Source organism: Clostridium sp., assembly GCF_040797585.1.
Taxonomy (GTDB): Bacteria; Bacillota; Clostridia; order Clostridiales; family Clostridiaceae; genus Clostridium_Z.
Window position 1 is genome coordinate 1 of the sequence record NZ_JBFNEO010000053.1, and the last position, 15,317, is coordinate 15,317.

The following is a 15,317-nucleotide window of genomic DNA, read 5'->3' on the forward strand; positions in this document are numbered from 1 at the left end:
GGGTATAATCATATAATTTGAAATATATGTATCTATATACAAAAAATAATAAATCATTCTACTTATATCCCAAAAAAGTTCCAATAGGTTGACATATATATGTAGTAGAGGTATGATTTTGTTGTAATAAAAAGGTTTAATATACAAATAATAACACTAAATTTGTAGTATATAAAAATATTATGTTTATCTGTTTGTTATACTAATTAAAATTTAATCTATGATAGAGCTACTATTTTAGAATAGAGAATAAGATATTATACCTCTACTGTTTTTTGAGAGATAATAAGGAAAATGTATAACTGTTATAAGAGAAAAATTAATTCTAAATGATAGGTTACATTTTAAAGTAAAAATAGGAGAGAAATTTTCTACCTCATTCAAATTATGATAAATAGCAATGATATATATGGGTAAGTATTCAGTGCAAATAAGAAAAGATAGCAATACAATAAGTATAAATTATTTGGACAAGCAGATAATGTAAATAAATAAGGCTTTAGAGCAAAGGATATAGACTTAATAAAATAAAAATTTAAAATAGTTGGTATACTGGACTCTACTAACTATTTATATTTAGGAGGGAGATTATGAAATATTTAAAAAAATATAAGGTAATATTGTTTATGATCATTTTAATGTTAACTTTTTTAATTACAGGATGTTCAGAGTATAGCAATGAAGGTAAAAATGTTAAGGAAGAGTCTGAGAATATAACCTATGATAACAAAGATACATATAAGAAAAAATTATTATCTAATTTAGAGGTAGATGCTAAGGTAAGTATTCCGAAGAAAGAGTCAATAGATGTATTGAAGGTTGGGCTTAAAGAATTCAATGAAGAAGAAGTAGTTAAATTTTTTATAAAAGATGAGAAGTTTGATGTGAAAAAGTTTGAAGATAATGTTTCTGTATATAAAACTAAGGCTGAAGATAATTTAACCTTATCATCAGGTTCTTTTAACTATTCTACAAAAGTTGGTGATATACTGCTAAATCTATATAGATTTATTGATAAAGAAGAATGGAAGGTGGAAAATTTTAAATTTAAGAAAAGGGAAGAAGCCATAAAGGAAGTAGAAAAATACTTAAAGGAATTGGGGATTTCTTATGATCCTCAAAAAGAAGTATATGCTTTAGATTATAAAACTCTTCAGAGTTATCAAGATAAGCTTTCAAAAGAAGATGATTTCTTCATATCTATGGTGGAGGGGGGAAAGATAAAATTAAAAAACTGGAGTGAGGAGGATGAAGCATATTATATATTTTTAAAATCTAATATAGATGGGGTGCCAGTAACCTCCAAATCTTATACACTACAGAGTGCAGATGTTCATGTACTAGGGGCAGGAATAAGGACTATTATTTCTAAAAATGGAATCGAGGAAATGGCATCTGAAGGTAGAATATATGATAAAAAAGAGATAAAGGAAAAAAATCCAAAGAGACTTTCCTTAGATGAGGCTTTAGAGAAGTTAAAGGTTAAATATGAGAGTATAATATTAGGTAGTAATCTTAAGGTTAAAGATATTTCATTAGAATATGTTCCAGTAGCCATAAAGGATAATAACAGTGAATTCTATTTATATCCTACTTGGTGTTTTGATATAGAGGAAACAGGAATTGATGAGAAAATAAATAAAGAATTTAAGGATACAATTACAGTATTTATAAATGCTGTAACGGGAGAGGAGATTTATTAGGAGGATTATACAATGAGAATTTTGTTAATGGATTTTAGGCGAAGTTTTTTATCCTTTGGATTTATAGCAGCTTCAGTTGGAACTTGTATATTATTATTTCTGGGGGATTGGGGAGACATCATAAGGAGAGATTCAGATATATTAAGTTATTTTAATGTATCAGTAAGTATAGGAGGAGTTCTTCCTCTTATTATGCTATTATGTTCACTTCCTTATACTACTAACTTTTGTAGTGATTGGAATAGTAAGTTTCTTAGACCAACCCTTATACGTAGCGGAGTATATAAATATTCTTGGTCAAAGATTTTAATGTGTTCACTTACTTCATTTTTATCCATTGTATTTGGAGCATGGCTTTTTATGATAATATTATCCTTTAAAGTTCCATTAGTGAATACAAGTGCTCAAAATTATAATGTTTATGCAACTAAAACTTTTGGAAGCTTATTACTTGGGGGTAATTATATAACTTATTTTGCACTTAGGATATATACAATGGCAATTTCTAGCTCTTTATTTGCAGTTTTAGGGCTTTATATATCAACTTATATCCCTAATAAATTTGTGGCATTAACATCACCTTTTATATGTTTTTATGTTTTATCAGAAGTAGCTTATGGTATGGGACTTCCAAGTTGGTTACAAATAGAGCTTATTATGAAAAGTAGTTTTAATTTGGGTGGAAATTTTATAAATATTATTTATTGTTCCCTTTTATTTATAACATTAACTATAGTAGTTGGAATTTTATTTACTAAGAATGTAAAGAGGAGGATAAATAATGGATAGTATTAAAGAAGGTTTTTTTATCGCTAAACAAAATATAAGAAAATGGACAACTAATCCTAGAATGTATGTACTTGTGATTTTAATTACTATATTTTTATGGTCCTCTATAAGTCCTATATTGAGATTTTCAAACCATTCAGGGATTAGGGTAACACCATGGATATTTCCACACTTAGCTAGTAGTTTTATAGGTGACTTAGTAATAATGCTCGGAATTGTACTGTTATTTTGCGATGCACCTTTTATTGATGAAGGACAACCATATGTAATAATACGTAGTGGAAGATATAATTGGATAGTAGGACAAATAATTTATATTATGTTAGGTACTATTATATATATATTATTTGTAGTACTTATAAGTATTTTAATTAGTTTACCTAATATATTTCTTTCTGGTGATTGGGGAAAGTTATTAAACACTTTTGGTCAAACCAATGTAGGAGTCGATTATGGAATAACTTATATATCTAATAAAATCCTTAGTACCTATTCACCAATAAAAGCAATGGGAGTAACTATATTATTGCAATGGTGTGCAGGAACTATACTAGGATTACTAATGTTTATAATTAATATTAATTTTAATAGAGGGGTTGGAGCTATAGTAGCATCAACACTTGTACTTTTAGATGGGGCAATATATAAAAATTTCCCTAATTTTAAGTTGTTTCATGTGTCACCAGTATCTTTATCAAAAATAGCTTTAATTGATCCTACTGGATTATCTACTTATCCCACTAATGAATATGCTTATATATTTTTTGCAGTAACCATAATATTATTGATTGCTTTAACTATTATAGTTGGGAGAAAAAAGGCTATACATGTATTACCGCCTCTTTAGAAAATTAATTTAAATACAAGTGGAGGAATAAGAGTTTTATGGATAATAATATTATTGAAGTTAGGAATGTATGTAAATCCTTTAAAGAGGGACAAGTTTTAAAGGATGTATCTATAGATTTTGAGAAAGGCAAGATTCACGGATTAGTTGGAAGAAATGGATCAGGAAAGACTATGTTACTTAAATGTATATGTGGCTTTGTTCCAGTAAGCTATGGAGAGATATTTGTAAAGGGGAAAAGAATTGGAAAAGATGTTGATGTTCCTGAGGATACTGGAATTATTATAGAAGCTCCTGGATTTTTAACTAATTATAGTGGATATAATAATTTGAAATTTTTAGCTATGATTAAAAACTCTATTGATAAAGAGGCTATTAAGGAATCCATAAGAAAGGTTGGATTAGATCCGGAGAATAAAAAATGGGTTGGAAAGTATTCTTTAGGAATGAGACAACGTCTTGGAATAGCTCAGGCTATAATGGAAAAACCATCTATACTTATTTTAGATGAGCCAATGAATGGGCTAGATACCTCTGGAGTAAATGATATTAGGGAGCTATTAAAGACTTTAAGAGAGGAAGGACATACCATATTGTTAGCCAGTCATATGAGAGAAGATATAGAACTTTTATGTGATACAGTTAGTAACATGGAGGGGGGAAAACTAACTGTTACAAGATAGCATATATTATTAAATAAATTGGAGATTATTAAAACGATAAAAATGATTTATATTGAGCATATATAAAAGGATTTAGACTTTTTAGCTAAATCCTTTTTCATATTAAGGTATAAGTATTTATTAGAAGATATAATTTAGGTCATTATTGATTATAGAAATTTTATTATAGATTAACTTATCATATACTTAAAGAGATAAAAATTAGTGAAATTTTTAATGGGTAAGTTAAGCATCTGTATTAAAATTTTATATAGGATTTTAGTATCAAAGGATAGTTTATACATATCTTGAAGTTCTGATTTAACCTGTGAAAAATTATATATATGAATTAAGAGTTTAATTATGAATCTTATAGAGAAATTATCTCAAAACTCAACTCTTGAATACGAATTAAAGAATGGTAGTTGGTGATTTAGTTTTAATTATCACGTGAATTATCTATATAGGGAGTTAAGTTCTAAAATTAACTATACATATTAAACCTTTCAATGATTCTATGTTTTTATTGAGTAAAATGGTTAAGTTATCATAGAAAAACAATTTAATTATAAACTAAGATTATGTAAATTTAAAAAGTCGATTTATAGTATATTACAATAAAGTATAAAGTAATAAATTTAATATTTATAAATTTCTTAACTAAAAAAATACTTAACAACTTTCAAATAATTTTATATATTTACAAAATACTCTTTTTAATGAGAATTATTTATCTTATAATAAGTAAGTGATTTGAATTAATTCGATAGGGGGTAAACACATGAAAAGAAATAAGACTTTAAAGGAATTTTCTATAATGACTTTAGGAATGTTTTTAGTTGCTATTTCCGCGGAATTTTTCCTTATTCCTAATAATATTGTTTCTGGAGGCATAACAGGTCTTTGTATTGTAGTAAATAACTACATTCCTATAATATCCGTTGAAGCCTTATCTATTATAATAAATATAGTATTGTTTATAGTTGGTTTTATATTTATTGGAGGAGAGTTTGGAGGTAAGACCATATACGCTGCCTTAGGACTTTCAGGTATGATGTGGGTTATGAAAAATTTTTTAAATCCTGTAGCTATAACAAGTGATTTAATGCTAACAGCTATTTTTGCCCCAGTTTTAACAGGTACAGGACTTGCATTAGTATTTAGCCAAAATGCATCTACTGGTGGAACAGATATAATTGCGAAGATAGTTAATAAATACATAAAGCTAGATATAGGTAAATGTATGCTTATAATAGATGCCATAGTAACTATTATGGGAGCAATAACCTTTGGTTTTGAAAAAGCTATGTATGCCATAATAATAGTATTTTTAAATGGAACTATAATTGATAAGGTTATAAATGGATTTAATATCTGTAAGCAAATAATGATATTAAGCCATAGTAATGATAAAATAAGAGATTACATAATGAATGAAATTAACAGGGGTTGTACTGTAGTACCAGGGCGAGGTGCTTATAGCGGAGTTGAGACAGATATTCTTTATTCTGTATTAAGTAGAAAGCAGTTTATACAATTAAAAGCCTTTATAAAAGATATTGATCCATCTGCCTTTATAATAGTAGTTGATGCCCATGAAGTACTTGGTCAAGGATTTGGAAGTATAGATTAATTAAATGATTTTTAACCTGTTGTTATATTTAAATTTTTACCGGATAAAATCAAACTAGACAAAAGGTTAAGTTATATAAGGAGTAATTAAGTTCATACCCAATACAAGAGTTATATAAGTATTAGTTATGAGAGTTATAGATAATTTAATACACATTATAAGAATAGTTTATTAGTAAGAAGTATCACTATGAATTTATTGAATTTCAATAGAGTCATAGTGTTTTTCTTTAATTAAAGACGTATTTAGAATATATAACCAAAATTTTAACTATTTTTTTAATAATAAAAATAAAACTACAAATATCTTCATGTTATGATATAATTATAAAGAATATTATAAAATAGATTAGTATGAGTTTTGAGATAGATAAACTATTAAAAGGTAAGGAGTTGCAGCCATGATTGAATTTAAGAATGTATGTAAAAGCTATGATAACAATACGATGGCACTTAAAAATGTTGATATTAAAATTGATAAAGGAGAATTTATATTTCTAGTAGGGGCAAGTGGAGCAGGTAAGTCTACTTTCATAAAAATGCTTTTAAAGGAAATAGATCCCACATCAGGTTCTATTAATGTTAATGGAGTTGACCTAAGTACTATAAAAAGAAGACAAACTCCTTATTATAGAAGAAAAATAGGTATGGTGTTTCAAGATTTTAGATTAATACCAACATTAAATGTCTATGAAAATGTAGCTTTTGCTATGAGGGTTATAGAGGCAAATCCTAAGGATATAAGAAAAAGAGTACCTATGGTATTAGCTATGGTAGGACTTTCAGATAAGCATAAGATGTTCCCAACAGAACTATCAGGAGGAGAACAACAAAGAGTATCTCTTGCAAGAGCTATAGTTAATAATCCTGCTATACTTATAGCGGATGAGCCTACTGGTAACTTAGATCCAGAAACTGCAAAGGGCATAATGGATACCTTAGATGATATAAATAAGGCTGGAACTACAATAGTTATGGCAACCCATGCTAAGGATATAGTTGATATTATGAAAAAGAGAGTTATTGCAATGGAAAAGGGAACTATAGTAAGAGATGAAAAGAGAGGTAGGTACGGATATGAAGATTAATACTTTTAAAAACTTCATTTTAGATGCTTTAAAAAGCTTAAGAAGAAACAAGACAATAAGTATTGCATCCTCACTTACAGTTGCAGCTACCCTATGTATATTTGGAATATTTATGCTTGTTGGTTTAACAGTTAATAAACAGGTAGAAGATATTCAATCTAAAGTCGAAGTTGTAGTGTTTTTAGATGAATTACATATGGAGATCAAAGAAATGTTGAAAATAAATTATCAGAAATAGAGGGTATATCGGAAATACAATTTGAAAGTAAGGGTCAAGCCTTAAATAAATTTAAGGATCAATTAGGAGAGAATAAAGACCTTTTAGATAGTTATAGTGAGAATAAAAATCCAATGCCAAGCTCTTTTATAGTAAAGATTGATAGTCCTGAGGTTGCAAAAGAGGTTGAAAACCAAACAAAGGATTTAAAAGGTGTTGAGCAAATAGGAAACCAAGAAGATCTTATAAATCAGGTTTCAAAAATATCATCAAGTATTAGGTGGACAGGAGTCATTGTATTTATGGTACTTACAAGTGTATCCTTGTTCTTAATTGCAAATACTATAAAGTTAACAGTTTTCTCAAGACGTCGTGAAATAGGAATAATGAAGTTTGTAGGTGCTACAGACTGGTTTATAAGATGGCCTTTTATAATAGAAGGAGTAATTCTTGGAATAGTTGGAGCTTTAATTTCTAATTTGATTTTGTATTTTGGATATAATGTTTTCTATGGAAAACTTACAGAGTCATTGATTACTTCTCAATTAGTATCCCCATCTTATATTGTAACCTATATGCTACTTGAGTTTATAGTAGCAGGTATATTTGTAGGAGCTTTAGGAAGTACATTATCTTTAAGAAAATTCTTAGATGTTTAATATATAAACTAAAACAAATTCACCTTTGCGAAATGCAATGGTGAATTTGTTTATTTTAAGATATTTATAGATAGAAAAGTTAGAGTAATCAGTTAATGATTTATATATAGAGATACAATCTCTAAACTAAAAACTTGGATAGGTTGCAAATCATGGTATCTTAAAGTTGAGTTTTAGGTATGACGTGGGTACATCTATATATAGGGTTCCTAACTGAGTTCTTAAGTTATACCAATGATTTTTATCTTGTAACCTTATGTCTTGAAGCCACGTATAACTTAAATCTTTGAAAATTGTACGTTTTGAGTAGTGTCTAAAATAAGTGTTGAACTAGAAACCTTATAAAACCTTAAAATTATTGAAAAATAATCTTTAGAAGGGGCTTTTAAAATAATATATATATGTTAAAAGATATCTATATTTATGGATTTAAATTAATAAATATCCACATTGCATATTTATAATATTAAATGTAAAATTGAACATAATGAATATATTTATGGTGAAAACCTAAGAATATTTAATATAAATTAGACTTTTTAATTTTATATTGTATATATTTATTAAGAAGATTTATAGAGCTCCTATCTTAAAAATTAATTTATACCTGTTATTTATTCATTGGTAAATCAGACTTTTAAGGTATGTATAAGTTAAGAGATGATCTAGGAACTCTATAGATAAACCACGTGATAATTGAAACTAAGTTCCAAGCTAAGATTATTTAATACTTATTCAAAGGTTGGATTTTGATGTGGTTTATCTATATATAGGGTTCCTAACTGAATTTTTAACTTATACTAATGATTTTTATTTTGTGATCTTATGAATTGAAGCAGTGTATAACCTAATAGTTGACATTAGAATCTTATAAGGGCAAGCTAAGAGGAAGTTTAGCTATGAATTTATAAGAGGGATTTTCCTTCAGATGTGTTCTTCCACCATATGAAGGTTAGATAAGTTAGTCAAGGGGAGTGTCAACTACTATTATCCCCCATCTTTTAAGAGGATGGGGATGTTAAAGCTTATGGACATCAGTAATTACATATTTTATTCTCATAGGACAAAGAAATTATATTTAAAGTTATTATAAATTAATAATAAAAATTAATAATAAAAATTTTATAGGTAAATAATAATAGTACTAGAGTAATATACGGTTAGATGTGAAAGGGTGTTAGATATGGATAATGAACAAATTAATAAAAAAGATATGAAGAAAAAGAGAATACGTAATATAGCTATTGTTGTAGCAATACTTTTAGTTACTAATGTAATAACATTTTGGTTTGGGAGTGTAGCTGCGGTTTCAATACCAGGTATGGGAGTTAGTACTTTTAAAATTTCAAAGTCCCTAGAGGGAGTAAATGATGTATCAAAATTTAAAAAGATGTTTGAAGTTAGAGATTTAATATATAAGCTTTATGACGGAGAGATAGATGAGGATAAATTAGTAGAAGGTGCTGTAAAGGGAATGACTAATTCCTTAAATGATCCTTATACTGTATTTATGAATGAAAAAGAATTTGCAGATTTTAATGAGAGAAATGAAGGAAGTTATGTAGGTGTAGGGCTTCAGGTTGGAGTAAAAGGAAACGATATAATTATAATATCAGTTTTTGAAGGATCACCAGCAGCTAAAGCAGGAGTATTACCAGGAGATATATTAAAGAAAGTAAATGATACAGAAGTGACAGGTAAAGAATCTGATAAAGCTGTTTCTATGATGAAAAATGGAAAAGCAAAGGAAAAAATAACCTTAACTTTAGAGAGAGCTGGAAAGGGAACTTTTACAACGGATGTTTATAGAGATACTATAACTATGGAAACAGTAAAGGGAGAGATGCTCTCAAAGGATGTTGGATATATACAATTATCTATGTTTGATGAACATACAGGAGATGCATTTAATGCTAAATTAAAGGATCTTAAAGGTAATGGTATGAAGGGATTAATATTAGATCTTAGAGAAAATCCAGGTGGACTTTTAAGTGAAAGTTTAAAGGTGTTATCAAACTTTGTAGAAGAGGGAAAAGTATTAACTTCTACCATTGATAAATATGATGCAGAGAAGAAATACACATCTACAGGTGGAGAATATATAGGTATGCCTTTAGTAGTTCTTATTAATGAGAATAGTGCTAGTGCTTCAGAAATAGTTGCAGGAGTAATAAGAGATTACAAAATAGGAACCCTAGTTGGTACTACAACCTTTGGAAAGGGTATTGTTCAATCAGTACTTAAGATGAATGATGGTACTGGACTTAAAGTTACAACATCTAAATATTACACTCCTAATGGAGAAAATATCCATAAAAAAGGTATAGCACCAGATGTAGAGGTTAAGATACCAGAAGAATCAAGAGGTACTAATCTTGATAGAAGTAAAGACCCTCAATTTAATAAGGCTTTAGAAATAATTAATGAAAAAATTAAGTAGGAGGGCTAATTAATGAATTTGACCATATACACATTGAAGTCATTGGCCTATGCTATAGTTAATCCATCAATGGCACTTATATTAATACTCTTATGTGTATTTTTATATAGAAAAAACAGTAGAATTACTATGATGCAGAAGATTATGGTGGGAGAGAGATTTATCTCTCCCATTGAATTAACACTTTCACAGTTGGTTCTTGGTATATTAGGTGGAGCTATAGGAAGCATAATATTAACTAATACTGGAGTTATGTTCCATGAAAATTCTGGTATAGATTTAATATTTTTATTTTCATTCTTCCTTATGTTTATTAAACCTAGGTATATATGTTTTTCTTATTCAGGGGCAATTTTAGGATTGTTAACTATATTATTAAATTATTTGGGGAATTTAGGGATAGTTAAAAATACATATTTATCTAATGTACAATTAGATATTATGGCTTTAATTACTCTTATAGCAATACTTCATATTGTAGAGGGATTTCTTATTGCTATAGATGGATCCAAAGGTGCTATACCAGTATTTACTCATAGAGATGGTAAGTTAATTGGAGGATTTTCCCTTGAAAGATATTGGCCATTACCAATAGCTATAATGTTTCTAACAACTAGAGATTTCTCTGTATCAAGCAGTGTTATAAATACACCAGAATGGTGGCCTTTAATAAGAGGGGATGTGAACATGGCATTGATTGGTACAGCTATTGCAAGTGTCATACCAATCTATGGTGTCCTTGGATATAAGAGTATTACCTTTACCAAAAGTAAAAAGACTAAAGCTTTAATTTCAGGAATATTTAATGTAATATATGGAATTATATTAATAGGAGTAGCTTATTTAACTAAATTTGGACTAGCTGCTAAGATTATAGCTCTAATTTTAATGCCAGCTCTTCATGAAGGAATGATATTCCTCCAAATGTTTATGGAAACAAAAGACAAGGCTAAATTTGTAAGTGATGATGAAGGGGTTACAGTTTTAGAAGTAGCACCTAACTCTGAAGCTTGGAATGTGGGAATTAAAAGTGGAGATAAAATTTTAGAAATAGATGATAATAAAGTTATAGAGTATACCATGATTTACGAAGCCATTAGTAAGGGAATTAAAGAATTTAAGCTCAAAATAAGAGACGCTAAGGGAAAAATAAAAGAAGTAATTATTAGTATGCCTAGTGAAAATAAAAGACTTGGTATAGTGCTTATTCCTAAGGTGGTACCAGGAGATGAATCTATGATTCAAATAAAAGCTAAAAGTTTTAAAGATGTATTAGATAATCTTAAAGATAAAGATAAAGATAAAGATAAAGATAAAAAGTAATAGGTAAGTATAAGGCTTCAACAGGAAGGAGTTTTATACTTACCTTTTTATTTGGGGACGGTTAACAACTTTTTGAACAGATTAATTAGTTAAAGATAAGGTGCTTTATTTAAAATTTAGGGACGGTTAATAACTTTTTGTACACATTACTTCATTAAGGATAATACAGACTGACAAATGAGTAGTACTAATTACAGATAGGTAATATGAATAACAATTTTATACATCGATTTCTTATATAGAATAGAAGATGTTAAAAAAATAAGGAATATTATTTCTTTATTAGTATACAGATAACACATTTAAATCAGGGATTTATATATTTATAAGATTAATTAGGTTGTTAACCGTCCCCAATTCTTACTAAACTGTAAGAAAAGAATATGGTTAATAGTAAGATTCATCATGTAATATTGAGAGTGTAGATAGAACGAATCTTCCTTCAGGTGGTGTTCTTTCCACCATCTGAAGGTTAGATGAGTTAATCTAGGGGCGTAGCAAATGTTATCCCTCACCTTTTAAGAGGATGGGGGTGTTACAGCTCCAGCTCCTAGCTATCAGATAAAGTAAATAATTTAGGGAGTGAATATATATGGAGATACTTAGAATTGAAAATTTGTCTAAGATTTATGGAGATAAAAATAATGAAGTTAGGGCTTTAGATAATGTTAGTCTTACTATTAATAGTGGGGAGTTTGTTGCCATAGTTGGAGCATCAGGATCTGGTAAAAGTACCCTTCTTCATTTAATAGGAGGGTTAGATAGACCAAGCAGTGGAAAAGTATATGTTGATGGACAAGACATTTATAGTTTAAAGGAAGAAAAACTATCTATATTTAGAAGGAGAAAAATAGGGTTTATATTTCAATTCTTTAACTTAATACCTATATTAAATTTAGAAGAGAACATATCCCTACCAGTACTTTTAGATGAAAGTAAGGTAGATAATAAGTACTTAGAAGAAATTATAGAACTCTTAGGACTTAAGGATAGAAAAACTCACTTACCTTCTGAGCTTTCAGGAGGACAACAACAAAGGGTTTCTATAGGAAGAGCTTTAATAACTAAACCAGCAATAGTTTTAGCAGATGAACCTACAGGAAACCTAGATTCTAAGAATTCAAAAGAGGTTATTGAACTTTTAAAATTATCGGCTAAAAAGTACAAGCAAACGTTAATTGTTATAACCCATGATAATAATATAGCAGCAGAAGCAGACAGAGTTATAAATATTGTAGACGGAAAAATAATGAAAGATGAATACTTAAGGTAGGAGGGAAAAATATGATTAAATCTTACAAGGAACTAACCTTTAGGTATTTAAAAAATAATAAAAAAAGAAGTGTTTTTACTTTAATTGGTATAGTACTTTCTGTAGCATTAATAACTGCCATATGTAGCTTTTTTCCTTCTATAAATAAATCAGGAGTCAATGCTGTTAAGTCACAAAGAGGGGCATGGCAGGTCGCATATAATAATATAAGTAAGGATTTAATAAATAAAGTTAAAAATAATCCTAAAGTGGAAGAGATGATAATAATGAAATCTCTTGGAAATACATCAATAAAGAACAATACATCAATAAACTTATCAAGTTTTAAAGGGAATATAGGTCCTCTTATGGCCATTGATGTTAAAGAAGGGAGCTTACCTAAAAATAACGGGGAAGTTGCCATAGAACAATGGGTTATGAGATCCTTAGGAGAAGAACTGGGGATTAATGACAAAATTACCTTGAATACAAGTAATGATGATAAAAGTCCTAAGATGGAAGAATTTAAAATTGTGGGTGTACTTAAGAATGATAAAGAAACTCAAAAAAAGAAAGCAGCTATGGCTTTGACATATGATGAAAGCTTAGAGGAAGGTGGAGACTATATTTATGCATCCCTTTATGATAAGGGAGATTTAAAGAAGAATATAAAAGAAATTACAAGTATACATGATGAAAAAAGCACTGGATTAAATGTAGATCTTCTTAGATACCAAGGGGGATTAGAGGGAGATGATTCATTAAAAGCCGTGATTTCTATGGTTTCTATCGTAGTAGGAATAGTTGTCATAGCTACCATAGCTATAATTTATAATGCTTTTAACATAAGTGTAGTTCAAAGAATAAAAGAGCTAGGTCTTTTAAGGACATTAGGGGCTACCCCAAGACAGATAAGAACTATAGTAAGAAAAGAAGGAATCATACTTGGATTAATAGCTATACCTTTAGGAATTATTTTAGGGCTATTAGCCTTATTCATAGTATTTATAATATTTAATGCTATGCCTTCACAGCTTACAGAAGGCGGATTTAAGCTACAAATAGAAATAAACTATATGGTTCTTGGAATAAGTGCTGTTATTGGATTTATAACTATATGTCTATCTGCTATATTTCCAGCTTTATATGCATCCAAAATATCACCATTAGTTGCGGTGAATTCAAGAGCTTTTGTAGTGAAAGAGAAGATAAGTAAAAGAAGAGGAAAACTTTTAAAGAGATTTGCTAAAATCCATGTAGTTATGGCATATAAGAATATAAAAAGAAATAAAAAACGTTATAGAGCAACTATATTCTCTCTAACAATAAGTATAATTTTAGCAATAGTATTTATAACCTTTGCTGATATAGCCTTTAAAGGATTACCAGTTGAGAATAATCTATCTAGAAAAATAGATATAATTATAAACTTAGATGATAAATTTCCTGAAAAGTCTGAGGAGATTTTAGAAAAAGTAAAAGCTATAGAAGAAGTAGAGAATATATATGTTGATTATGATACATCTAATAGGGTGGCTATAATAAAAGAAAGTGACTTAGATTCTAGACTTATTGATTATTATAAGGGATTAAAGAATTATAATGAAATAGCAATTAACTATAAAGGGGAAGAGGCTTTAGGGCTTCCAAGTGTTGTAACAGCTTATGATGAGTATAATCTTAATTCAATTAAAGATTATCTAAAAGAAGGAAAAATAGATATGACTAAAATGGAAGCGGAGAATGGAGTTTTAGTTGTAAATGATAATAGCTTTTCTGTTAAGGGGAAAGGACCAATAAGTGGAGATTTAACAAAATTGAAGGTTGGAGATGAGATATTAATAGGAAATAAACCAATGCGAAATGAAGATGAGGGAACTATAGATGAAGTTACATCCTTAAAAGGAGTATCTATTGATGAAACTAATTTCGTTAAGGTTAAGGTTCTAGGGGTATTAGATAAAGAACCTATGGATATAAGAATAACTAGAGGGGCAAAGGTTATTGCATCTCCAAAGACATTAAAGTTAATAGATAATATGGCAAGAGGTAAGAGATCAATTAACCTTGTGTTAGATAAGGATGAGAATATAGATAAGGTAATAAAGGATATTGAAAAAATATATGAGGATATGGGGATTTTACCTAATATTGTAAATATCCTTGATGAGAATAAGTCTATGAGCAATACATTCCTTCAAGCTAATATTTTAATATATGGTTTTGTAATTGTTATTGGACTTATTGGGGTAGTGAATATAATAAATACGGTAAATACTAATTTAAGCTTAAGACGCAGAGAATTTGCAGCTTTAAGATCTATAGGAATGACCATGAAAAAATTAAATAGAATGGTATTCTTAGAGGGTTTACTACACGGGATAATAAGTTCATTAATTGGAGGAATAATTGGAGCTTTAATTGCAAGAAGTATGGTACTTCAGTCTAGTGGATATGGTGGTATGAAGTTTACTATGCCTTGGGATACAATATTAATAACAAGTGCTATAGCTATGATTGTATCTTGTATATCAGTAATTCCAGGAATTAAAAAGTTAAAGAAGCTAAATTTAATTGAAATCTTAAAAGAAGATATTTAGGGACGGTTAACAACTTTTAGCTTAATTAATATAGAACGAATTTTCTTTCAGGTGGTATTTATTCCACCATCTGAAGGTTAGATGAGTTAATAGTTTATACTAAAA

Annotated in this window: 12 protein-coding genes; all 12 read left to right on the forward strand. The window is 28.6% G+C overall.

Going from position 1 to position 15,317, the window contains the following annotated elements; all coding sequences use genetic code 11:
• The first annotated feature begins 590 nt into the window (after nt 1-590).
• Nucleotides 591-1,703 (forward strand): hypothetical protein, encoded by a 1,113-nt coding sequence (locus AB2369_RS05345; protein ID WP_367665451.1) that lies wholly within the window; start codon nt 591-593, stop codon nt 1,701-1,703.
• Between the two features lie 12 nt (nt 1,704-1,715).
• Nucleotides 1,716-2,492: a hypothetical protein gene (locus tag AB2369_RS05350; RefSeq protein ID WP_367665452.1), complete on the forward strand. Its 777-nt coding sequence runs from the start codon at nt 1,716-1,718 to the stop codon at nt 2,490-2,492.
• On the forward strand, nt 2,485-3,339 hold the full coding sequence (locus AB2369_RS05355; RefSeq protein WP_367665453.1) for a hypothetical protein: 855 nt from the start codon (nt 2,485-2,487) through the stop codon (nt 3,337-3,339). Before AB2369_RS05350 ends, AB2369_RS05355 begins: the two co-directional genes overlap by 8 nt.
• A 38-nt stretch (nt 3,340-3,377) precedes the next feature.
• Nucleotides 3,378-4,022 (forward strand): ATP-binding cassette domain-containing protein, encoded by a 645-nt coding sequence (locus AB2369_RS05360; protein ID WP_367665454.1) that lies wholly within the window; start codon nt 3,378-3,380, stop codon nt 4,020-4,022.
• A 760-nt stretch (nt 4,023-4,782) separates the two neighbouring features.
• Nucleotides 4,783-5,634 carry a YitT family protein gene (locus AB2369_RS05365; protein WP_367665455.1) on the forward strand — a complete coding sequence of 284 codons (852 nt, stop codon included), beginning with the start codon at nt 4,783-4,785 and terminating at the stop codon, nt 5,632-5,634.
• 400 nt (nt 5,635-6,034) lie between these two features.
• Nucleotides 6,035-6,721, forward strand: a complete 687-nt coding sequence (gene ftsE / locus AB2369_RS05370; protein ID WP_367665456.1) for a cell division ATP-binding protein FtsE — start codon at nt 6,035-6,037, stop codon at nt 6,719-6,721.
• The gene (locus tag AB2369_RS05375; protein WP_367665457.1) at nt 6,711-6,959 is read left to right on the forward strand and encodes a hypothetical protein; all 249 of its coding nucleotides are present in this window, start codon (nt 6,711-6,713) and stop codon (nt 6,957-6,959) included. The genes ftsE and AB2369_RS05375 overlap by 11 nt, the downstream gene beginning before the upstream one ends.
• A gap of 14 nt (nt 6,960-6,973) precedes the next feature.
• Nucleotides 6,974-7,597 carry a permease-like cell division protein FtsX gene (ftsX, locus tag AB2369_RS05380; protein WP_367665461.1) on the forward strand — a complete coding sequence of 208 codons (624 nt, stop codon included), beginning with the start codon at nt 6,974-6,976 and terminating at the stop codon, nt 7,595-7,597.
• 1,213 nt (nt 7,598-8,810) lie between these two features.
• Nucleotides 8,811-10,037, forward strand: coding sequence for a S41 family peptidase (locus tag AB2369_RS05385; RefSeq protein WP_367665462.1), 1,227 nt, complete (start codon nt 8,811-8,813; stop codon nt 10,035-10,037).
• Between the two features lie 12 nt (nt 10,038-10,049).
• Nucleotides 10,050-11,360 (forward strand): PDZ domain-containing protein, encoded by a 1,311-nt coding sequence (locus tag AB2369_RS05390; RefSeq protein ID WP_367665458.1) that lies wholly within the window; start codon nt 10,050-10,052, stop codon nt 11,358-11,360.
• A 592-nt stretch (nt 11,361-11,952) separates the two neighbouring features.
• Nucleotides 11,953-12,633, forward strand: a complete 681-nt coding sequence (locus AB2369_RS05395) for an ABC transporter ATP-binding protein (protein ID WP_367665459.1) — start codon at nt 11,953-11,955, stop codon at nt 12,631-12,633.
• Nucleotides 12,634-12,644: 11 nt separating this feature from the next.
• Entirely contained in the window at nt 12,645-15,212 is a 2,568-nt protein-coding gene (locus AB2369_RS05400; RefSeq protein WP_367665460.1) for an ABC transporter permease, read from the forward strand.
• Nucleotides 15,213-15,317 lie beyond the last annotated feature (105 nt).